Here is a 20,699-nt window from a genome sequence, read left to right on the forward strand (position 1 = left end):
TAAATGTGATAAAAACTGTGATTTATAATAGTTTTAGCCACTATTAAACCAGCTACTGAATTTGTTGATACAAGTCTATTAATTGCTGAAGGTCTAAACGATAAGAGCCATGCACCTTACCGCATTTCACCTGATACTGTAAATAATGCATATCCACACCCAGTATATTTGCTAAGGAACAATATGTATCAAAGTATTTTAATTGTTCAGGAAGCCAACTGATCGCCTTTGTACCCTCTTGTGCAAATAATAAGTTAGACCAAGCTGCACCAGATGGCCCCACAATAAAGCTTGCCTCTTGAAACATAGTGATCTGCTCAATGAGGCTAAGCTTATCAGGATAAACCCCGACGAAGCCTTCTTTTTTAAAAAAAGAAAATACCTCATCTTGGTTATAACTTCTTTTGTTATAACTGCTTACGGCATCTTCATTACGCAAAATAAATATTTTTTTATGAGAATTGCTATCTAGCCGTTGTTTAGGAGAGTGCAAAGTGGCATTAGATAAACGATGACGTAAGTCAATGACAACCTCCTTATTGAAGATAGTACTGGTACGATAATCGTCTAAGAAATTATGGTAGTTATAGATGGTTTGGTTAAAGGTATTTACGAAGTATAGATGCTCAACAAAGAGCACCTCTTTAGGCTGAGCATAAACAATTTCAATATCGTGCAGATGTTTTAGACACTGCTGTAATACCCACTGATAATTATCGTTTTTTTGGACACACTCACTGACTATGATGGTGTTGACCGCTCTTTGTGTTAGCGCTTCATCTGTTAATACTAATAACTTCGGGGCAATCTCTATCATCCAATGATAAAAATTAAATGACCCATTGCCACCTAAGAATAGCGCCCTTTTAAAAGCTCTAACACTATTTTTTCTTATGTTTTTTATATACGCACTCTTTGTATCATGACGTACTAAAAACCCTGATTTATAATTAGCGTCTTGACAAGAGATGTAAGGAAACTCTTCTATATAAACACTTTTAATATCACCGCTAACAAAGCTTGAGCATTCTATATTGCAATAAACATCACTTAACTCGTAAAGTTTAATATCAACCGGCTGATAGCTGCATTCATAATGACATTGATTATTATATTTAGGGCTATTTGAGATACTGTTTGTTTCTGCTTTTTTTAACAAAACATACGTTTTTATGTCTTCAACAGACCGCTTCTCAAGTCGCTTATGCTTTAACCTAAACTCAAGCTCTTTTAGATGTTGGGATACACCACTTCTACCACCGGCTAAGCTCTGTTTCACTATCTGCACCTCTCCTCCCAGTTTCATAAGTGCACCGCACAAATTCGTCAACTATGGTTTTGTGAACTATGAACGATACGCATTACAAAGCTCAACGACTTTTTGAGCATCATCCATAGACAGAACTGGACTTATCGGTAAGCTAAGTACTTGCTGGTGAATCGCTTCACTTATTGGGTAACTGATATGATTCCACTGCTGATAGGCCTGCTGCTTGTGCGGTGCAATTGGATAATGGATCAACGTCTGCACCCCGTTATCTGCCAGATATCTTTGCAAGTTGTCTCTATCGTCACAGCGGATTACGAATACATGCCACACATGAGACTCACTATAATAGGCGGGCAAGGTTATCGCTGGATTATGAATGCCATCTAAGTAGACTTTGGCTACTGCACGTCTATGCGCTATCTCACTATCTAGATAACCAAGTTTGACGCTTAGCATAGCCGCTTGGATGTCATCTAAACGACTATTGACACCCTGAAATAGATTTTTATATTTTTCATGTGAGCCATAATTACGTAGAGCTCTTAAAGTCTGTGCCAGCTCATCATCATTTGTGGTTATTGCCCCAGCATCCCCTAAGGCACCTAAATTCTTGCCAGGATAAAAACTAAACCCTGCTGCATTGCCAAAATTTCCAGCCTTGGTACCATTTAAGCTGGCACCGTGTGCTTGTGCAGCATCCTCTAGTACCAATAAATTGTGTCGCTTAGCAAGTGCCATAATATTAGGCATATCTGCTAATTGCCCGTATAGATGCACCGGCAAAATAGCCTTAGTTTTATCAGTGATGGCTGCCTGTACCTTTTCAGGGCTTAAGTTACACGTTACGACATCAGGCTCCACCAGCACAGGTGTCAAGTGATTTGCACTAATAGCCAATATGCTAGCGATATAGGTATTGGTGGGTACGATGACCTCATCCCCTTCTTGCAGCTTGCCCATAAGCATCCAAGCTTTAAGGGTCAAAATTAGTGCATCTAAGCCATTTGCCACACCAATGCAGTGTTTGGTCCCGCAGTAGGTGGCAAAGCTATCTTCAAAGCGGCTTAATTCATTACCACCAATATACCAACCTGAATCAATCACTCGCGTAGCTGCCGCAACCAGCTCATCTCTGTATTGCTGATTTACTGCTTTAAGATCTAAAAAAGGAATCATTTTAAATACCTTATAATTTTTGCTGGATTACCTACCACAACAGCATTAGCGGGAACATCTTTGGTCACAACCGCACCGGCACCCACCATCGCCTTTTCACCTATAGTTATACCAGGGAGTATTGTGGCATTTGCACCTATGCTCGCCCCTTTTTTCAAAGTAATTCCTGAAAATTCATCAGGGTATTGCTTAGATCGAGGCATAAGATCATTAGTTAATGTCGCATTTGGGCCCAAAAAAACATCGTCTTCTATTCGGGTTCCAGACCAGACATACACACCCGATTTTACAGTAACGTTATCTCCAATAATCACATCATCTTCAATCAACGTATGCGCACAAATATTACAGTTTCTGCCAATGATTGCACCTTTTAAAATGACCACAAACTGCCAGACTCTGGTGTTCTCACCGATATCGACTGAAGCCACATCCGCTTTTTCATGAATGAAGAAACTCATTGCTTGACCACCTTCAAAAACTCATCATAATCACGAATATAGTCTGACTCATCATAATGCTCACTGGCCAATACCAGTAACACACAATCGTCACTAAAATCATGCATCTCACGCCAGATCATATCGCCTATTAACAGTCCCTTATTAGGAGAGTCAAGCCACGCCTCTTCTTTGGTTTGCCCATCATCAAGTACCATACGGCATTTACCAGACACACACACCGCAAGCTGCTGCAATTGATGATGCGCATGAAAACCACGCGCAACACCTGACTTGGTATTAAAAATATAGTACACCCGCTGAACTTCGAACGGGATGGTATCTGAGGCTTCAATGGCTACCAATGAGCCTCTATCATCACCTAATACTGGCAAATCTATCCAATGAACCAAACTCATAATCTGCCTTCTGCCAGCGCTAATAAATACTGTCCATAACTGTTTTTACTTAACTTCGCGCCTTGCTCTTGTACCTGCTGCGCTGACAACCACCCATTATTAAAGGCAATCTCCTCTAAGCAAGCTACTTTATAACCTTGGCGCTTCTCGATCGTCTCAACAAACATGCCCGCTTCCAGTAAGCTTTCGTGAGTACCGGTATCTAGCCAGGCAAAACCTCGCCCTAGTAGCTCCACATTCAAGTCACCACGCTGTAAGTACATTTGATTGATACTGGTAATCTCAAGCTCACCTCGCTCTGAGGGCTGTACTTGTTTGGCCATCTCAACCACATCATTGTCATAAAAATATAACCCAGTGACGGCAAAATTGGATTTTGGCTGAGCCGGCTTTTCTTCTAATGAGATGGCTCGCTGATTATCATCAAACTCAACCACACCAAAGCGCTCAGGATCTTTCACTTGATAACCAAAAACAGTCGCGCCGGTTGGACGCTCTACTGCTTTTTTTAACATTGGCGTAAAGCCTTGACCATAAAAGATATTATCGCCTAAAACCAAGCAGACATTACTATCACCAATAAAGTCTTCACCAATCAAAAACGCCTGTGCCAATCCATCAGGACTTGGCTGAACCGCGTATTCAATATCAATACCCAACTGACTGCCATCACCCAGCAGACGCTTAAAGCCATCGATATCTTCTGGGGTGCTAATGACTAAAATATCTTGGATACCTGCCAGCATAAGCACAGATAGCGGATAATAGATCATAGGCTTATCGTAAATAGGCAATAACTGCTTGGAAACCCCTTTAGTAATCGGATATAAGCGAGTGCCTGAGCCACCTGCAAGAATAATACCCTTGGTATTCATATTTTTACTCATTCTGGCTGTACTCCCAGTCTTTCACGTTGATAACTACCGTCTTGTACACGTCGACACCAGTCTAGATTTGCCAAATACCATTGTACTGTCTTACGTATGCCAGACTCAAAGCTCTCCTCGGGCTGCCAACCAAGTTTATTGTATATTTTACGAGCATCAATGGCGTAACGGAGATCATGGCCTGGGCGGTCTTTAACAAAAGTAATAAGAGACTCATAAGACTGGCCATTCGCCTGTGGTTGTAGCTCATCTAATATCTGACAAATACTCGTTACAACGTCAATATTTTGCTTCTCATTATGACCACCAATATTGTAAGTCTCACCTGTCAAACCCTCTGTAATCACTTTATATAAAGCACGCGCATGGTCTTCTACATAAAGCCAGTCACGGATTTGATTGCCTTTACCATATACAGGCAACGCCTTACCCTCAAGCGCATTTAAAATAACTAGCGGTATTAGCTTTTCAGGAAAGTGATAGGGGCCATAATTATTAGAGCAATTGGTAATAACAACTGGTAGACCATAAGTACGATGCCACGCTCTCACCAAATGATCTGAGCTGGCCTTAGAGGCTGAATAAGGCGAGCTTGGAGCATAAGCTGTGGTTTCGGTAAATAAATCAGAAGTATTTTCTAAGTCACCATAGACCTCATCTGTTGAGACATGATGAAACCGAAAGCTCTGCTTATTGTGCTCATTAAGAGATTGCCAATACTGACGAGCGACCTCCAATAACGTATAAGTACCAATAATGTTGGTATGAATGAATTCTGCAGGTCCATCAATAGAGCGGTCGACATGAGATTCTGCGGCTAAATGCATGACAGCATCTGGCTGAAAACTTTCAAATACCTGCTCAACAGCGGCTCTATCACAGATATCTATTCGTTTAAATTGATATCTAGCGCTATCCTCAACAGACGTTAATGACTCTAGGTTCCCTGCATAAGTCAGCTTATCAATATTTAACACTTCATCTTCAGTGCAGCTTATAATATGACGGACAACCGCAGAACCAATGAAGCCTGCACCGCCAGTAATCAGTATTTTCATAGACTCAATGTATGCCTTAAATAGAAGTAATAGGTATTGTAACAACTTAGCAAAATTAATTAAATTTTATAGTACTAATAACTTTTGATTTGTTGAAAATTCTAAGCAAGTAATAATAACAATAAAGCTGGTAAGGTTATATAGTTAAGATGTTGAATTTATGCGTAATTTATAAATACTTTTCTCAGCTATCATCGCTATGACAGAAGTTATAGAAATTGTAAGTCGCATCATATGCTTAAAGCAGGTTATTTGTTATTATCCTCACCCACAAGCTATGCTATAGATTTTAAAAGTTCGACCTAGTGCTCTTAAAAAATACACTTAAAAGTACTAAATTCATTGTAAGTTAATTTATTAAGCTCGAAGAAACCTACGGATATAAGTGCATGAAAATACTAGTAACAGGCGCAGCAGGATTTATTGGTTTTCATGTGTGCCAAAAACTATTGGCACGCGGCGATCAGATTATTGGCGTGGACAACCTAAACGATTATTATGATGTCTCGTTAAAAATGGCCAGATTAAGCGAGCTCGGGGTGACTTTAGACGCTGAAACGATGACCGCTGATCATTCAAGCCGTGATAGCACCTCTTCTGCTAATTTTGAATTTATTAAGCTAGATATTGCAGATCGTGCAGCGATGGAGAGCTTGTTTGCCGAACATCAGTTCGATGCGGTATGTCACTTAGCCGCACAAGCGGGTGTTCGCTACTCTATCGAGAACCCACATGTGTACGTTGAAACCAATGTGGTTGGGTTTTTGAATATATTAGAAGGTTGCCGCCAGCATAACGTAGATAACTTATGCTTTGCTTCAAGCTCCTCGGTTTATGGTCTAAACCAATCACAACCATTTAAGACCTCAGATCACACTGATCATCCTGTTTCCTTATACGCTGCCACCAAAAAGTCGAATGAGATGATGGCACACACTTATGCGCATCTGTTTGGTATTCGTTGTACTGGTTTAAGATTTTTCACCGTTTATGGTCCTTGGGGACGCCCTGATATGGCGCCGATGTTGTTCGCTGATGCCATCTCTAATAACCGCCCTATCAAAGTATTCAACCATGGTGATATGAGCCGCGACTTTACCTATGTTGGTGATATTGCCGAGGGTATTTTGGCGATTTTAGACACTCCGGCCGGTAGCAAAGATGTGGGTGCATCAACCTTTGACCCCCGACATCCGAGTCCAGAAACCTCTTCTGCCCCTTATCGCCTCTATAATATTGGCAATAACTCACCGGTAAACTTGATGGCCTTTATTCGTACATTAGAGGCAGAATTTGGCACAGAAGCACAGAAGATTATGATGGATATGCAGCCTGGTGATGTGGCTTCGACTTACGCAGACTCCAGCTCATTAACCCAATTAACCGGCTTTACCCCCAATACAGAGTTGGCTGAGGGTATCAAACACTTCGCTAATTGGTATCGTGATTATTTTAAAAAATAACTACCGACACTTCACATAAAAAAATCCGAACATCATGTCCGGATTTTTTTATAATTAAGCCATCCCTAAAATAAGGGCTTAGAGCATAACAGCTATACCACTTAACTAATCAACAAAGCTCAGCCAATCCATGTACTGCTCATTGCGGCCATGTACCACATCAAAATATAAGCTCTGCAGCTTCTGTGTGATGTCACCGCGTCCGCCATTACCAATGGTGCGATCATCGTATTCACGGATGGGCGTCACTTCAGCGGCAGTACCGGTCATAAACACCTCATCGGCTAAATAAAACTCATCGCGAGTAATACGGCGTTCGACCACTTTAATGCCTAAATCCTCAGCGAACTGAATCATCGTACGGCGGGTAATCCCATCTAATGCCCCACCTGCCAAATCTGGCGTATGTAGCTCGCCATTTTTTACCATAAATAAGTTTTCGCCTGAACCTTGGCACACATAGCCTTGAGAGTCCATCAAGATGGCTTCGTCATAGCCGTTGCGAGTCACCTCTTGGTTGGCCATAATAGACACTGGATAGTTGCTCGCTGCTTTGGCCTTACACATGGTGACGTTGGTCATATGGTGGGTATAGGATGAGGTTTTAACCCGGATTCCTTTTTGGATGCCCTCCTCGCCCAAATAAGCGCCCCATTTCCAAGCGGCAACCATGGCATTGATACTATTATCTCGTGAGGAGAGTCCTAGTTTTTCAGCGCCCACCCAGATAAGCGGACGAATATAGGCCGACTCAAAGCCATTTTGTTTAACGACCTCTTTTTGGGCTTGATTCAAAGTGGCTTTATCAAAGGGGACATTTAATTGAAAGATTTTGGCAGAGCCCATTAGGCGATCGGTGTGATCTTCTAATCTAAAGATTGCAGTACGGCCATCTTCTGTTTGATAAGCACGCACCCCTTCAAATACTGCCATACCATAATGCAAACTGTGCGTTAACACATGTACTTTGGCATCAGGCTGATTGACCATTTCACCGTTTAGCCAAAGCTTGCCTTCCGTTGTTGCCATACTCATAATGTTGTTCCCTTTACGCCAATAATCGTCAATCGAGCCTGCATGATCTCCCCTTATAATAAACAGCATATTTAGGAGAGGTCAATCATTTTAGTATATCACTGCGGCCTAAATTGACTATCAATTTTTAGTTTTGTAGCGCATTTGATTTGGTTATATTGAGTCCTAGGCTACACCACTATCTCATTCCATTTAGAGATGACATACTCGCGTGTCTCATTCCAGACCGCTGCATCTACCACCACCGATTCGTTAGCAAGCGCCAGCTGATGCATCGCGGCGCGCAGTAGAAGATAGGCTTTAGTAAGTCCCTCACAGGTCTCAGCATCCCACACTCCAGCGGCCGCTAAGCTTTCAAAAATTCTGACATTATCGCTCCACTGCGCCAGCTCTGGGTGGTCGTGGGCATGGGCCAATACGCCATATTGCGCCATAAACTCAATATCGACAATACCGCCTGCATCTTGTTTTAAATGAAACTCACCTTGCTGCTGAGCTAAGGGGTTGCTGCCCAAATGGTCTTTCATTTTGCCGCGCATTTCAATCACGTGCTGTTTTAAGTCAGCAATATCACATTTGCGCGTGAGCACCTGTTTGCGAGTATGATTAAAGGCCTGCATCACTCGACTGTCACCACAAATGGCGCGCGCCCGTACTAAGGCTTGATGCTCCCAGACCCAAGCTTTTTCTAATTGATAGCGCTCAAAGGATCGGCTTGAGACTACCATCATGCCAGCATTACCCGAAGGTCGCAGTCGCATGTCAATCTCATAAGCACGCCCATCTCGGGTTTGGGTATTGAGATAGGTCATCAGCTTCTGGGCCAAACGCGCGGTAAACTTCATGCCGCTAACCGGTTTAAGCCCTGTGGTCATTGCCTGCTCATTAATCTGGTGAATAAATACCAAATCAAGATCTGAGGTATACGACATCTCTATCCCACCAAGCTTGCCATAACCAATAATCGCAAAGCCGTTGTGCGCTTCGGTTACTGACTCGCCTTGCATATTGATCGGATAGCCATGACGCTTGACCAGCTCTGAGAAGGCACGCTCTAAGGTGAATTCAAGTACCACCTCAGCAATATAAGTCAAGGAATCAGACACCTTCATAATCGGGCGTTCGGCCAGCACATCACTGGCGGCTACAGCCAGCACCTGATTGTTTTTGAACAATCTAAGCACGTTTAGTAGCATCTCCTCATCATTAGGCTCAACGCGCAAAAGGCGCTGACGCAGGATATTGGCAAGCTCCTCTTTGTCCGGCAGGTGGCGGTAGCGCTGCTGCAAGAATGAATCAAGCAATACCGGATAGCGGGTCAACTCGCCAGCAATCCAAGGGCTTGCCGAGAGCATGGGAATCAGATTAACTGTGGCATCTGGGTTTTCAGCGAGCATCACTAGATATATAGAGCGGCGACAGATGGCCTCTAATAAGTCGATAAGTCTGGGTAATGCCACATTGGCTAAGCCCTGCTTGGCTTCATGAATTAGTAACGCATGCACCAATACAGGATAAGCGGCATCTAATCGCTGTTTGGCCTCCTCAGATAGATTGGCCACCATTTTGCTTGACCAAAACTGCTCAAGCTTGGCCTTGTTATCCTCGTTAAGCACCTCATCTAAGCTTTGCAGCTCATCACTGGAGGCAACAGCGGTATTGGTAGGCGTCTGGCGCTCAGTCACCATACGATCAAAGGGGAGATGCACATTGCGGCGATGCTCATTTAGACGCTGTAAAAAAGCATCCCAATTATCAAAGCCTAAGGTGAGCGCCAAATTGTGCTGGCATTCTGGATTGTGCGGCAGCTTTTGAGTTTGCTGGTCATGAATGGCCTGAATACCATGCTCAACGCGGCGAAAAAAACGATAAGCAGCCTCTAGGTTGCGGTAAGTATCATCATCGATGAAATCAAATTCGTTTAAAGCCTGCATCGCTTTGAGGCAGGACTTGACCTCAAGCTGACTGTGACGACCGCCATATATTAATTGGAAAGCCTGTACCACAAACTCTATGTCTCGAATGCCGCCGGCACCGAGCTTAACATTGTCTAAGTCCTCTCGCTGCGCCACTTGATTTTGAATTAAAGACTTCATTTCACGCAGTGCAGCAAAGGCACTGTAATCGACATAATAGCGAAACACAAACGGCTTAATGATGCTCTCTAATTGACTATTAAACCTATCGTCAACCTCATTAATCACCCGTGCTTTTAGCCACGCAAACCGCTCCCATGCGCGGCCATGAGCAGCAAAGTACTTCTCTAAAGCCGATAAGTGAATGGCCAAGTCACTGCCCTCACCCCAAGGGCGTAGGCGCATATCGACTCGAAACACGAAGCCTTCTGCCGTGCAAGTATCTAAGATCTTAATAATACTTTGACCCAAGCGAATCATAAAGCGCTTATTATCTATACTTTTGGTGCCTTTGGATTTATCACCATCGGTTTCACCGCGGGCACGGTGTACGAAGATTAAGTCGATATCACTAGATAGATTCAGCTCTTGCGCCCCAAGCTTACCCATGGCAAAGATGGCCATGTCATCGAACTGACGTTGCCCTTTTTCATCAATATATGTGGGCCGGCCATAGCGCGCAACCAATTGCTCCCAAACATACTCTTTAACGAATATCAGACAATTATCCGCAAAATCTGATAGCTCACCGGTCAGCTGTTCAAGCGCAATGAGCCCCAAAGCGTCCTGCCAAATCCAGCGCAGCATCAATAGCTCACGCAAGCGGCGCAGACCTTTCATGACGCCGGCTTCATCGGCCCGCTTAAGCTCGCCCTCTAACCCATCGTCTAAGGTGTAATCATCAATCAAATCACAGATTTGCTGGCGAGTCAGCAGCTCACCTAAAGGATAACTGGTCAAAAAGTTTTGGCAAATAGCCGGCTTGTTTTCCCAGATTTGATAAGCAAAAGGACTGGCCATCTTAAGTGCTTGAATGTGCTCTTGGGTTATGTGCTGGGCGCTTAGTGAAAGGACGTTTTGAGTTAATTGGTCAATGAGGCTACGGTCAGAGGGCATGATAGGGCACGGCTCCTTAAAAGTGCTAGTGTGCTATTAGCCTACCACATAAAAAGCACTTAGAAGATAACTGTTCGTGTTAAATTTTTATATCCTTATAGCAAAAATTCTCATATCTAATAGCCTCATTTCAGCGTAAGATAAAAGGTTACTTACAGCAAAGGTTACTTACAGCAGTAGCAGGCTGTGCTCCACCATCTTTTGCATATCAGGTGCCCATAAAGATAAGCTATAGCCTATGGCACCGCCAATCAGCACATCGGTAGGATAATGCAGGCCAAGCACCATACGCGATAAGGCCACCAATAATGCAAAAAGCATCATGATAGGCAGCAGCTGAGGAAAATAACTGCCTAAAGTTGCGCTAAACAGCACCGCTTGTAAGGTGTGTCCTGAGGGAAAGCTAAACACATCTAATGGCCGCTCACCGAGCACTATCACCTGATGTACTTGATAGGGTCTGGGGCGTACCGTTTTTATTTTTAATACTTTATATATCGCAAGCCCAATCAGGCTAATGAGTAAAGTGGTTATAATCGGCAAAAAAGCCTGTTGACCATAAACAACCAAAGCCGCCAGCATCATCGCATACCAAAACCACCCATCTCCTAATCTGCTAATAGATTTAAAGACGATGGCCACAGCATAATTGGTAGAATAGCGGTTGATATGGATACACACTGTGGTGTCCCATGATATAAGCTGATTGACATAAACGGCCAGTGCTGGACTGCGTGAACATAAGGTGAACACAGGACTCGGCGCAACGTTTGGTGGCAGTTGGCGCACCAAAGAAGGCTTTGCTTGGTTAGATTTCACCGCTTATCCCCTTATTAGGTTATGGCGCATTAAAAAAGTATAAAAACTAATTATCATATTTTAAGTTATTGAGTTTACTTTATTTTGTAAAAAATACTCATCTATTTAATCACTCTGTGTGTACATCTCGTTTTACCAGCCATAAGCGCCTATAGTCTAGTCTAACTGTTTTAATCTAACTATTTATAGTAGCCTTCGGTTTATAGTAGCCTTCGGTGCCAAGGCTTGATAAAACATGGCCAGCATTTTCTCAGTGGGGCGCTGCCAAGAGCACTGAGCCACACTCTTTCGCGCATGACTTCCCTGCTCTTTTAAACACTGCATTTTTGGCAGCTGCGAGATGGCAGTAATAAACCCTGCTTTATCGCCTAACGTCACAAGCCGGCCACTATCGGAGGTGACCAGCATACCAGCGGCTGCATCATCAAAGGCATACACCGGCAGGCCACTGGCCATCGCCTCTACCACCACATTACCAAAGGTTTCAACTTGGCTTGCAAACACAAAGGCATCGGCACTGGCATAATGCTCAGCCAAAGCCTGCCCAGTTTGCGTGCCTGCAAAGATAATATCCTCTTTGTTGTTGGCCGCCATTGCCTGTAGTCGATCTCTATCTGGCCCATCTCCCACTATTATCAACTTAACCGCTCGATGTAGCTGTTGCTGCTGTAGCGCCTTAAACGCATCTATTACCCAGTCTATCTGCTTTTCAGGCGACAAACGGCTCACCATAATCAGTACCGTGTGATGAGTGTGCGCCCCCCACTGTGCTCTAAGTGCGTCACTGCGATGCTTGGGGTTAAACCATTTTAAATCTACGCCGCGACCTACTTCCACCAGCTGCTTAAATCCTAGATTCTGTAAGTCATGCAGCGTCTTTTTACTCGGCACACAAGTGGCTTTTGAGGCATTATGAAACCATTTAAAGTAGGCCATGATGGGCCCTGCCAGTAGGCCAAGTCCAAAGTGCCGGCTAAAGTCATGAAACTGAGTATGATAGCCGGTGGTAACAGGAATATTAAGCGACTTGGCAGCCATGAGCGCCGCCCATCCTAGAGGCCCTTCGGTGGCAATATGTACCACATCAGGAGCAATGCGTTTGAGCTGTTTTTTTATGGTGAAATATACCGGCAACCCAAATTGCAAATTAGCATATTTAGGTATCGCCATGCCTTTTACCTGCACATCATGGCTAAGCACCAAACTACGGCTTTGTTCCCCTAGGTTTTGGGTGCCAAGACCTTGAATGGGCATATCGACTGAACTTGATTTGGGTTTGGGCCGGATGAGGCTCACCTGATGACCTTGTAGAGAGATTTGCTGCATTAAACGTCCCAAACTCATCGCCACACCATTGATATCTGGTGTCCAAGTCTCGGTCACCAGTAAGATGTGTAGTGGCTTTGAATAAGCAGTGACGTCCGTCAAAGTATATTGCTTATCAAAAGTTAAAGCTAAATTGGCCAATAAGCTATCAAAGCCATAGTCAGCGACAAGGGGTGCTGCTCGGGTGTCCATGTTATGATTTAGCATGTGGCCTCCTGATTGCTACTAGATTGCTAATTTGGGACTATAGCCTTACTGTAAAACAAATAGTTGACACTTTTATGGCGGTAAAATCACAGTTTAATGACAGACTAGGTTTTAGCTTAACCTAGTTATGCAGCTTATTTGTTGGCTTTGCGTCCTTATAACATGCTCAAATCATGTATAATTAACGCCAAATGCGCCCTTTTTTATTGTACAAGCTGATACTTTTATGACGACAACGACGTTATTACTGATTACCGCCGACCCAAGCCAGCCGCTTGCGTGGCATGCTTATCGTTATGCCAAAGCCTTTATGCAGCATACTCAAGAAGAGGATACTGTGTCACCTGCTAAGTTGGCCATTTTCTTTTATGCAGATGCAGCCAACACGGCCAATGGGCTACGTTGGCAGAGTGCAGATAGAGCCGATTTAACCCAGCTTTGGAGCCAGTTTAGCGCCGCGTACCAGCAAAGATTACCCGTGTGTGTGAGTACCGCCTTAACCCGCGGCGTAACCGATGAGGACAATGCTGCGCGTCACAGACTACAGACCAATAACTTAGCAGCTGGGTTTGAGCTGGTGGGACTTGGGGAGCTGGTTGAGCAAATGGCCTTAGCCACCAAGGTCATTCGTTTTTAAAGATAGATTAAAAAAGGAAGTTCTGTGTCATTACTTATTCGTTTAACCACCGCCACCGAAACCGCTACTTATGAAGGGTGCGCGCTAGCCCTAACTCTAGCAAGCTTCGGACAAGACGTGCAATTGATGCTAAGCAGCTCTGTGTTTGGCTTATTAATGCAGCCTGAGAGCCGCTTACATGGCATGATTAAATCACTAGATTTGTATGATATTGCGCCCGCTTGGCTACCTGACGATGTGTTTAGCAGTTGGATCTTTGGCATGTTGCCTGGTGATGTTGCGCAGCAAGTCGACTTCATTCCAGAAGATTTTGACGCCAATAACTTTCAGCAGATTCTATCTTTTTAACCTGTATCCGCATCAGTGTTTTCCCAAATTATAAGAGCCAAACCATGTCCACTTTGTTTCAATTACAGGCCCCAATGAATACCCTTAAAGCCACCGTCAAAGAGCTGGCTCCCTTATGGCACGCCGGTGACAGTCTATTATTATTGGCTGAAACTTCAGCTTATCTGCCTTGGCTGCAAGTGTATATCAATGAGCTAAACGGTGATGATGAGTCTGAATATCGTATTAAAAACATCCATGCGCTCTATGTTCTGGCCGATGATTTGGCTCATCTTAATGAGACCGCACGGGTCAATTTGGATGTGAGTAAAGTACACGTCATTAGTGATGCGCAGTGGGTGGCATTAACCCAAGAGGTAGATCGCGTGGTAACGTTAAATTCACTCAGTTAGTGGGCTGCGATGATCTATTCTATCCCGTAAGACGATTTATTCTATCTCATAAGACAATCTATCCCATAATTTGTATTCCCTTAAGCCGTTAAACCATGAGTCAAGCCATGAATTCATCTTCTACCAGCCCCGCTTCACAGACTGCTGCTGTCACCTCAGAGGACCTAGCCTATCTGGGTCTTGATGAAGAGGGGCATTTGCTTGACCATACCCAGTGGACCCCTCAGATTGCGCAGCAGCTAGCAGATACGCTATCCGTAAAATTGACCGAGCAGCATTATCAGATTTTGCAGCAGGTGCGAGACTTTCACACTCAGTTTAACCACCCGCCGACCACCCGCCCCTTAATTAAGTATCTGATGAAAACCTTGCCTGAGCACAATATCAGCAATCAATTACTGCAGCAGTTATTTAATACCGGTTTGGTTGCCCGCCATGTCAATCGCATCGCAGGGCTACCCAAGCCGCCCAATTGCTTATAATGCTTGCCGGTTATTTAGGATCATAAGGGGTCAGCTCGGTGTATCCGGTGCTTCGCCCTTCATCGCCATAAAAGCCTTTTTGACGCCATACTTCATATAAGCAGATGCTGATACTATTGGCCAGATTTAGGCTGCGAGAGTCTGGTAGCATGGGCAAACGCAGCCAGTTGCTCTCCCCAATGTCTGCTCGGATGTCATCAGCTAAGCCTGCCGTCTCTGAACCAAATACCAAAGCAATACTCTCATGCTCAGCCGCATTGCTATCGCCAAAATCATACTCATAAAACGGATGACTCAGCTTAGTGGTCAATGCCACCATCTTATGACAGCCTGCTGCTTGTAGCGCCTCTTTCGCCACTTGCCAGTTTTTGTGCACTTGCATGGCTGCGTATTCATGATAATCAAGCCCTGCACGGCGCAGCTTCTTATCGTCTAAATCAAACCCTAATGGCTCAACCAAGTGCAGCTGAGCTCCGGTGTTGGCACACAAACGGATGGCGCTGCCGGTATTGTTAGGAATTTTTGGGTGCACAAGCACAATGTGAATGGTCATAAAATGTTGCCTTAAATGAGACGAAGTAAAAACAAATAGTCCGTCTGTGTATCGAAATTTACAATTCTATGACAGTTTTAGATAAATTTCACACATTTCTCTGTTGTTGCTATTGGACTAATTGATATATTATGTAATTAAGGATAACTGCTGTGTTTCTAAAACTTAACGTTTTCTCAGTCGACAAATGTCTGTAAAACCTAGGTTTTTATTATCTGATCATCTAGTGTTAGGTATTTTATCGTAGTATTTGGTGTTAACTTATAGTTGGCGCTACTCGATGGTTAACCTAGTTAATCCAGAAGACACCTATCCTTAGCACACAGTGATGAATTTATATTATTTATTTTTTCAACTTTTAAGGACTTATTATGAAAAAGTTAGCATTTGCATCTTTAACTGCTCTAGTTGTACTATCTGGTTGTAACACTTTCAAAGGCCTAGGCCAAGACGTATCTAAAGCCGGTGAAGGCGTTACTAACACTGCTGACAAAGTTGAAAATAAAATCTAAACTTTTTTAGTTTTGTATTGTCTTGAGGTCTGCCATATCCATATCATATATTGGCAAATACTGGTAAACCGATAAAAGCTCACTTTTTTAGTGGGCTTTTGTTGTTTTGGACCACTGCATTCTACTGTACTATCTAGCTGACCGCCTTATTTATAAGCCACACGCTGTTTTACCAGTGCATGACCTGATCTATTCGCCCACCAAAAAGTGTTAAAATAACAAACCTTGCGCTGACAAATGTTTATTTGGAATATTGTCATAACTTGGCAATCAAGTAAAAGTTGTTATAATCAGCATGACTTTTAAAACTATGACAAATCAATGCTCTTTTTAGAGCCTATCTTGGAGAAAAACATGGCAGATTTTAACGTGATTTTAGATGCAGGCGATGTTGACGGCGGCGAAATTAACGTTGTTGTTGAAATCCCAACCGGTAGCAACCACAAAATCGAATGGAACCGTGAATTGGCTGTATTCGAGCTTGACCGTGTTGAGCCAGCTATTTTTGCTAAGCCATGCAACTATGGTTTTATCCCACAAACTTTAGATGAAGACGGTGATGAGCTTGATGCGCTAATCATCACTGAACAGCCACTAACCACAGGTATCTTTTTAAAAGCCAAAGTTATCGGTGTGATGAAGTTTGTTGATGACGGTGAAGTAGACGACAAAATCGTTGTTGTGCCTGCCGATGACCGTAACAACGGCAACGCTTACAACAGCTTAGAAGACCTACCAAAACGTCTTATTGAGCAGTTAGAGTTCCACTTTAGCCACTACAAAGATTTGAAAAAAGCAGGCACTACCGTTGTAGAATCTTGGGGCGATGTGGCTGAAGCCAAAGAAGTTATCAAAGAAGCTATTCAGCGCTGGAAAGACAAATAATCTGCTATTAAGCCTGTTATAACACTGGCAAATAGAGTATAAAAAAGCACTTTAACCTTAAGTTAGAGTGCTTTTTTTGTTACTATCTGTGCTAAAAGCCCTTATTATGCCTTGAGAACTGACTATGTCTACCAAACTTCCCAAACACATCGCCCAAATGGTTGAAAAAAACAACTTGGTTATGGCCATAAAAACGCTGTCCGAAGAGCAAGGCATTGGCATGGGTGAAGCCAAGGTTATCATTGATGAGCATGAACAAAAGCTCAAGCAGCAACAAGACAAAAATGTGGCCGCCATTAGTGCCAAACAAAACAAAAAACAGCCGATAGCCGTCTCAAAAACTACCAGCCAGCTCAATACTGCTGCCAATCAAAAAATCAAAGACAATCCTAAGCTGCAAGCGCTAAACTCAGGATTAGACAACCATCTACAACACTTGGGATATAAAAAGCCACTGTTGCCTTATTGGGCCAAACGCCTGCTGGTTATCTTATTGATCATCGTACTGTTAAGCTTAATCTTTTGGCAAATTGTGCCTAAAGACAACACGCCTTTTTAGAGAGCTACTGTCCTTTTAGAGCACTACTGTCCTTTTAGATTAATATTGTTAAGCCGCTTAGTAAGCTAGGGCTGTTGACCGTCATCAAGGTATGCTCGGTAAGCCTCATAGCCGACTAAGCGCTTTTGTTCTGTCTCACTAAATAGCTGCTGCTCAAGCTGAGTAATTTGCTGCTGTTTATTGTTATCACTGCTGTTGGTAGCCAAAATCTGCTGCTTGCGCTGCTGATACTGAGTAAATCTGTGGTCAAAGTCTTGATTTTTTTTATCCAATGCACCCAAACGCTGAGCTGCTTGAGGTCCCACAAGCTTCGCGCGCATCTCAAATATTTGCTTCTCTGAGGCACCTTGCTGCTTCATCTGCTGCGCCTGCTTAATAAGCTGTTCAATCTGCTTTTGCTGCTGCAGTTGCTGCTTGGTCGCTGACTCAGGTAGTTTTTGAATATAGGCCTGCTGAGCTTGCTGCTTTTGAGCGATACTCAAAGACTTATCTTGGGCAATTTGTAACATGGCCATATTATAATCTTGCACCTGATCATCGGCGGCAAAAAATGCCTGAGCAACTGGTTTGCCCAATATCTGCTGACGCAAAGCTTGCACCTGTTGTCGCTGCTGCTTAATACGCGTAAGATCCACCTCACCTGCTTGCATCGCCTCCAATGTTTTAGTTGCTTGTTGCTGATTGGTCAAGCGACTCTCAAGTGCCGCCACCTGCTTAAGGTACTGCTGGTATTGATAGTAAGTATCTATGGCAGCATCAGCGGCTGGCTGCGGCGTACGACTGCTAATATATGCCTCAACACGAGCATCGATGGTGGCACTGTCCTCCTCTCCAAGCGCTGACAAAAAATAATCAAAAAGGCGACGTAGGCCCGGCGTAGCTACCAGTTGCCCCTCTTTTGTGACAATAATCTCACCATCGACTTGCGTGCCTTGTAGCGACTTAGGCAACCGCTCAACACCAGTGACAAAGTGGCCCTCAGGATAAGGCAAATCTATTATCTGCTCCTCACTGTCAGCCTGAACTGGCAAAGTATGGTTTAAAGAGGAGCGCTTAGAGGGGGTCGCTGCCGTATCTGCCGGCTTATCAGACGTATTAAATCTTTGTATTAAGAAGATAATAGCGCCTATCACACAGGCCACAATAAGCACAATAAGCGCCGTTTTAATCCATGATTTATTTTTCATAGCTTGGTTTTACCACTTATTGGGTCGCACCTTGTAGACACAGCGGGAGCAGTTTGATTTTTATAAGCCATTATTTTTTAATCGATTGATTTGGGCACGATATACCGAAATCGGATCTACTTCACCCCAAGCCACCAGACCAAACATCTGATTGACTGAGTCTAAATGGTTCATTTTATAATCATCTCGAATCACATAGCCTATCCGGCTAGAGCAGGCCGATACCAGCCCATCATTGGCATCATCTTTACCAAAGCTCAATGCGGTAAGCGACAGCAGATAATCACTCGGATCTAGACCATTGGTGATGGTGCCCACCCCTGAGAAGGAATAATAGGGAATATCATTGACCACGAAATTATCCGGCGGCTGACCACAGTATTCACTCGGCATGGCCGCAGGATATTTTCGATTGTAGTAGTGTGCCATATAGTCTGTGGTCAAACCGGTAACCGCACGCACCCCGTCTTGCTGCTGTAGTTGTTTGCGATTGATACCTGAACCGTAATCTAAAAAGCGTCCCAAAGCATTGTGAAAGTTAATTAAAGCCCGACTCCGCAGATTGTATTCACCTGGTGCGTAGCCGCTTTTGGCACTGCTGTTGGTCACTAGATTTAATAGCCAATCGGCCATTTTTGAGCCCTGTTCAGGGCTGGCGACTGCAGTCACTGAAGCCACAGACTCTGGCGCTACTGCAGCCACATAGCGAATGTCTATGCCGCCTAGGCTGTGCCCCACTAGATTCACTTTTTGTTTGCCGGTGACAGCGGTGATGGTTTGTACTTGCTGTAGCAATTGTTCACCCCGAAACTCAGCATCGTGAATGGCCGAGGTCTTGGTGACATACACCTCGCTACCGCCTGCTATTAATGCTTCGGGAATGCCATTGAAGTAATTAATGATACCAAATAAGCTATTAAAACCGCCCAAGCCATGTGCCAATACCACAGGATACTGTGTGGCGGTCAGGTTGTCCTCTGGCTCAATACTCTTTATCAGCTGACAGCCCGTGGGATTAGAGCAGTTGTAATACTCAGCCGCAGCAGCGCGGTTAGCCAGCCCTAAAAGGCTCATTGCCAGTAGCATAGCTGCAGCCACTGCGTATTTTTTAGATTGAGCTGTCGTGCTTTGATTAACTTGGGTTAATACACTCATCAAACATCCCTGTATTGGCTGAGGTTACAGTACGTTGTTTAGCCACTGACCAATGGCTTGAAGCTGTGGTAAGCAGACCTGATGCGCCATGGGGTAGGTCGAAAAATCTACGTCATAGCCAGCTGCCGTTAGACTGTCTGTAGCACGTTGACCCAAAATAATAGGAACTACCGGATCTTGAGTCCCATGATCAATCTTAATCGGCAGCTGTTTGTTTTGGATAAAGCTTGCTGCATCGTCTATGGCCAAATACGTAGATAGTGCCAATAGACCTGCTAGTGGCGCAGGCTGGGTCAAAGCCACTTGATAGGCCACCGCCCCGCCTTGAGAGAAGCCGGCAATCACAATGTTCTGATGAGGCACACCGCGCTCAACCTCACGATTAATTAAATCATGAATGGCTGCAGCAGACTTCTCAATTTGTGCCACATCCACTTTACGCTCTAAGCTCATCTCTAAAATATCATACCAAGCTGGCATCACCATGCCGCCATTGATGGTCACTGGAATATTGGGCGCATGCGGGAATACAAAGCGTACCGCCAGATCGCTGCGTAGGCCAAGCTCGGGCACCACAGGCTCAAAATCGTGGCCACTGGCCCCTAAGCCATGTAGCCAAATCACAGCACAATCAATGTCTTTATTGGCTGGGTTATGCTCTACAACAACACAATCTAAATAGTGGGTCATAATTATCCTTATCGTATTTTTATGGGTTATCAGCGCTAGGTATCGTCACACCGTCAATAACTTGCGCGACGTTACCTATTTAACAAACTTCTTAGTAATTTTAACACACCCAGCGGGTAGGCGTTTTTACATGCCAGTTCAAATTGCTGCTATTGACTCTGAACTCA

At 44.0% G+C, this 20,699-nt stretch carries 22 protein-coding genes; 8 read left to right on the forward strand and 14 right to left on the reverse strand.

Annotated elements, in window-relative coordinates:
• Window positions 1-52 precede the first annotated feature (52 nt).
• Genes JMX92_RS00200 through rfbB form a run of 6 tightly spaced genes read right to left on the reverse strand, consistent with a single transcriptional unit; the run spans window position 53 to window position 5,250 of the window.
• Complete coding sequence (locus tag JMX92_RS00200) at window positions 53-1,306, reverse strand: glycosyltransferase family 61 protein (RefSeq protein WP_201543234.1); 1,254 nt, start codon at window positions 1,304-1,306, stop codon at window positions 53-55.
• 39 nt (window positions 1,307-1,345) lie between these two features.
• Window positions 1,346-2,446: a DegT/DnrJ/EryC1/StrS family aminotransferase gene (locus JMX92_RS00205; RefSeq protein ID WP_201543236.1), complete on the reverse strand. Its 1,101-nt coding sequence runs from the start codon at window positions 2,444-2,446 to the stop codon at window positions 1,346-1,348.
• Window positions 2,443-2,907: an acyltransferase gene (locus JMX92_RS13715; RefSeq protein ID WP_110816451.1), complete on the reverse strand. Its 465-nt coding sequence runs from the start codon at window positions 2,905-2,907 to the stop codon at window positions 2,443-2,445. The genes JMX92_RS00205 and JMX92_RS13715 overlap by 4 nt, the downstream gene beginning before the upstream one ends.
• Entirely contained in the window at window positions 2,904-3,305 is a 402-nt protein-coding gene (locus JMX92_RS00215; RefSeq protein WP_201543238.1) for a sugar 3,4-ketoisomerase, read from the reverse strand. The genes JMX92_RS13715 and JMX92_RS00215 overlap by 4 nt, the downstream gene beginning before the upstream one ends.
• Entirely contained in the window at window positions 3,302-4,180 is an 879-nt protein-coding gene (gene rfbA / locus JMX92_RS00220; protein WP_201543324.1) for a glucose-1-phosphate thymidylyltransferase RfbA, read from the reverse strand. Before rfbA ends, JMX92_RS00215 begins: the two co-directional genes overlap by 4 nt.
• Window positions 4,181-4,188: 8 nt before the next feature.
• A complete protein-coding gene (rfbB, locus tag JMX92_RS00225; protein ID WP_201543240.1) occupies window positions 4,189-5,250 on the reverse strand; it encodes a dTDP-glucose 4,6-dehydratase in 1,062 nt (353 codons plus the stop codon).
• Window positions 5,251-5,639: 389 nt separating this feature from the next.
• Between rfbB and JMX92_RS00230 the strand changes: the two genes are divergently transcribed.
• On the forward strand, window positions 5,640-6,713 hold the full coding sequence (locus JMX92_RS00230) for an NAD-dependent epimerase (RefSeq protein ID WP_201543242.1): 1,074 nt from the start codon (window positions 5,640-5,642) through the stop codon (window positions 6,711-6,713).
• Window positions 6,714-6,818: 105 nt separating this feature from the next.
• On the opposite strand, the gene JMX92_RS00235 is transcribed toward JMX92_RS00230, so the two are convergent.
• The 4 genes from JMX92_RS00235 to JMX92_RS00250 form a co-directional block, all read right to left on the reverse strand.
• Window positions 6,819-7,748 (reverse strand): branched-chain amino acid transaminase, encoded by a 930-nt coding sequence (locus JMX92_RS00235; protein WP_011960251.1) that lies wholly within the window; start codon window positions 7,746-7,748, stop codon window positions 6,819-6,821.
• Window positions 7,749-7,918: 170 nt separating this feature from the next.
• Window positions 7,919-10,780, reverse strand: a complete 2,862-nt coding sequence (glnE, locus tag JMX92_RS00240) for a bifunctional [glutamate--ammonia ligase]-adenylyl-L-tyrosine phosphorylase/[glutamate--ammonia-ligase] adenylyltransferase (RefSeq protein ID WP_201543244.1) — start codon at window positions 10,778-10,780, stop codon at window positions 7,919-7,921.
• Window positions 10,781-10,948: 168 nt separating this feature from the next.
• Entirely contained in the window at window positions 10,949-11,533 is a 585-nt protein-coding gene (locus JMX92_RS00245) for a phosphatase PAP2 family protein (RefSeq protein WP_413786845.1), read from the reverse strand.
• A gap of 249 nt (window positions 11,534-11,782) precedes the next feature.
• Complete coding sequence (locus JMX92_RS00250) at window positions 11,783-13,132, reverse strand: glycosyltransferase family 4 protein (protein WP_227675215.1); 1,350 nt, start codon at window positions 13,130-13,132, stop codon at window positions 11,783-11,785.
• Window positions 13,133-13,358: 226 nt separating this feature from the next.
• Here JMX92_RS00250 and tusD point away from each other — a divergent pair, with 226 nt between their 5' ends.
• The 4 genes from tusD to JMX92_RS00270 all read left to right on the forward strand — a co-directional run bounded on the left by tusD (window position 13,359) and on the right by JMX92_RS00270 (window position 14,991).
• Window positions 13,359-13,769 (forward strand): sulfurtransferase complex subunit TusD, encoded by a 411-nt coding sequence (gene tusD, locus JMX92_RS00255; protein ID WP_201543246.1) that lies wholly within the window; start codon window positions 13,359-13,361, stop codon window positions 13,767-13,769.
• 24 nt (window positions 13,770-13,793) lie between these two features.
• Window positions 13,794-14,117, forward strand: coding sequence for a hypothetical protein (locus JMX92_RS00260; protein ID WP_011960246.1), 324 nt, complete (start codon window positions 13,794-13,796; stop codon window positions 14,115-14,117).
• A gap of 44 nt (window positions 14,118-14,161) precedes the next feature.
• Window positions 14,162-14,509, forward strand: coding sequence for a hypothetical protein (locus tag JMX92_RS00265; RefSeq protein WP_201543248.1), 348 nt, complete (start codon window positions 14,162-14,164; stop codon window positions 14,507-14,509).
• A gap of 95 nt (window positions 14,510-14,604) precedes the next feature.
• Complete coding sequence (locus JMX92_RS00270) at window positions 14,605-14,991, forward strand: TusE/DsrC/DsvC family sulfur relay protein (protein WP_011960244.1); 387 nt, start codon at window positions 14,605-14,607, stop codon at window positions 14,989-14,991.
• A gap of 10 nt (window positions 14,992-15,001) precedes the next feature.
• On the opposite strand, the gene JMX92_RS00275 is transcribed toward JMX92_RS00270, so the two are convergent.
• Entirely contained in the window at window positions 15,002-15,544 is a 543-nt protein-coding gene (locus JMX92_RS00275; RefSeq protein ID WP_011960243.1) for a tRNA (cytidine(34)-2'-O)-methyltransferase, read from the reverse strand.
• A 371-nt stretch (window positions 15,545-15,915) separates the two neighbouring features.
• On the opposite strand from JMX92_RS00275, the gene JMX92_RS00280 reads away from it, so the two are divergent.
• From JMX92_RS00280 to JMX92_RS00290, 3 genes are all read left to right on the forward strand, one after another.
• Window positions 15,916-16,056 (forward strand): entericidin A/B family lipoprotein, encoded by a 141-nt coding sequence (locus tag JMX92_RS00280; RefSeq protein WP_011960242.1) that lies wholly within the window; start codon window positions 15,916-15,918, stop codon window positions 16,054-16,056.
• Window positions 16,057-16,410: 354 nt separating this feature from the next.
• A complete protein-coding gene (locus JMX92_RS00285) occupies window positions 16,411-16,941 on the forward strand; it encodes an inorganic diphosphatase (protein ID WP_011960241.1) in 531 nt (176 codons plus the stop codon).
• 124 nt (window positions 16,942-17,065) lie between these two features.
• Window positions 17,066-17,500 (forward strand): hypothetical protein, encoded by a 435-nt coding sequence (locus tag JMX92_RS00290; protein ID WP_201543250.1) that lies wholly within the window; start codon window positions 17,066-17,068, stop codon window positions 17,498-17,500.
• Window positions 17,501-17,565: 65 nt separating this feature from the next.
• Here JMX92_RS00290 and JMX92_RS00295 read toward each other — a convergent pair whose 3' ends face one another.
• The 3 genes from JMX92_RS00295 to JMX92_RS00305 are packed head-to-tail and all read right to left on the reverse strand — an operon-like array spanning window position 17,566 to window position 20,532.
• Entirely contained in the window at window positions 17,566-18,687 is a 1,122-nt protein-coding gene (locus tag JMX92_RS00295) for a lipase secretion chaperone (protein WP_201543251.1), read from the reverse strand.
• A gap of 60 nt (window positions 18,688-18,747) precedes the next feature.
• Window positions 18,748-19,842, reverse strand: a complete 1,095-nt coding sequence (locus JMX92_RS00300; RefSeq protein WP_201543252.1) for an esterase/lipase family protein — start codon at window positions 19,840-19,842, stop codon at window positions 18,748-18,750.
• 24 nt (window positions 19,843-19,866) lie between these two features.
• Entirely contained in the window at window positions 19,867-20,532 is a 666-nt protein-coding gene (locus JMX92_RS00305) for an alpha/beta hydrolase (protein ID WP_011960237.1), read from the reverse strand.
• Window positions 20,533-20,699 lie beyond the last annotated feature (167 nt).

This window comes from Psychrobacter sp. H7-1, assembly GCF_904846585.1.
Classification (GTDB): domain Bacteria; phylum Pseudomonadota; class Gammaproteobacteria; order Pseudomonadales; family Moraxellaceae; genus Psychrobacter; species Psychrobacter raelei.

Bases quoted from the DNA above. Each gene is read 5' to 3' on its own strand.
- JMX92_RS00200 (WP_201543234.1), bottom strand. From the start codon at position 1,306: ATGAAACTGGGAGGAGAGGTGCAGATAGTGAAACAGAGCTTAGCCGGT.
- JMX92_RS00205 (WP_201543236.1), bottom strand. From the start codon at position 2,446: ATGATTCCTTTTTTAGATCTTAAAGCAGTAAATCAGCAATACAGAGAT.
- JMX92_RS13715 (WP_110816451.1), bottom strand. From the start codon at position 2,907: ATGAGTTTCTTCATTCATGAAAAAGCGGATGTGGCTTCAGTCGATATC.
- JMX92_RS00215 (WP_201543238.1), bottom strand. From the start codon at position 3,305: ATGAGTTTGGTTCATTGGATAGATTTGCCAGTATTAGGTGATGATAGA.
- rfbA (WP_201543324.1), bottom strand. From the start codon at position 4,180: ATGAATACCAAGGGTATTATTCTTGCAGGTGGCTCAGGCACTCGCTTA.
- rfbB (WP_201543240.1), bottom strand. From the start codon at position 5,250: ATGAAAATACTGATTACTGGCGGTGCAGGCTTCATTGGTTCTGCGGTT.
- JMX92_RS00230 (WP_201543242.1), top strand. From the start codon at position 5,640: ATGAAAATACTAGTAACAGGCGCAGCAGGATTTATTGGTTTTCATGTG.
- JMX92_RS00235 (WP_011960251.1), bottom strand. From the start codon at position 7,748: ATGAGTATGGCAACAACGGAAGGCAAGCTTTGGCTAAACGGTGAAATG.
- glnE (WP_201543244.1), bottom strand. From the start codon at position 10,780: ATGCCCTCTGACCGTAGCCTCATTGACCAATTAACTCAAAACGTCCTT.
- JMX92_RS00250 (WP_227675215.1), bottom strand. From the start codon at position 13,132: ATGCTAAATCATAACATGGACACCCGAGCAGCACCCCTTGTCGCTGAC.
- tusD (WP_201543246.1), top strand. From the start codon at position 13,359: ATGACGACAACGACGTTATTACTGATTACCGCCGACCCAAGCCAGCCG.
- JMX92_RS00265 (WP_201543248.1), top strand. From the start codon at position 14,162: ATGTCCACTTTGTTTCAATTACAGGCCCCAATGAATACCCTTAAAGCC.
- JMX92_RS00270 (WP_011960244.1), top strand. From the start codon at position 14,605: ATGAGTCAAGCCATGAATTCATCTTCTACCAGCCCCGCTTCACAGACT.
- JMX92_RS00275 (WP_011960243.1), bottom strand. From the start codon at position 15,544: ATGACCATTCACATTGTGCTTGTGCACCCAAAAATTCCTAACAATACC.
- JMX92_RS00280 (WP_011960242.1), top strand. From the start codon at position 15,916: ATGAAAAAGTTAGCATTTGCATCTTTAACTGCTCTAGTTGTACTATCT.
- JMX92_RS00285 (WP_011960241.1), top strand. From the start codon at position 16,411: ATGGCAGATTTTAACGTGATTTTAGATGCAGGCGATGTTGACGGCGGC.
- JMX92_RS00290 (WP_201543250.1), top strand. From the start codon at position 17,066: ATGTCTACCAAACTTCCCAAACACATCGCCCAAATGGTTGAAAAAAAC.
- JMX92_RS00295 (WP_201543251.1), bottom strand. From the start codon at position 18,687: ATGAAAAATAAATCATGGATTAAAACGGCGCTTATTGTGCTTATTGTG.
- JMX92_RS00300 (WP_201543252.1), bottom strand. From the start codon at position 19,842: ATGAGTGTATTAACCCAAGTTAATCAAAGCACGACAGCTCAATCTAAA.
- JMX92_RS00305 (WP_011960237.1), bottom strand. From the start codon at position 20,532: ATGACCCACTATTTAGATTGTGTTGTTGTAGAGCATAACCCAGCCAAT.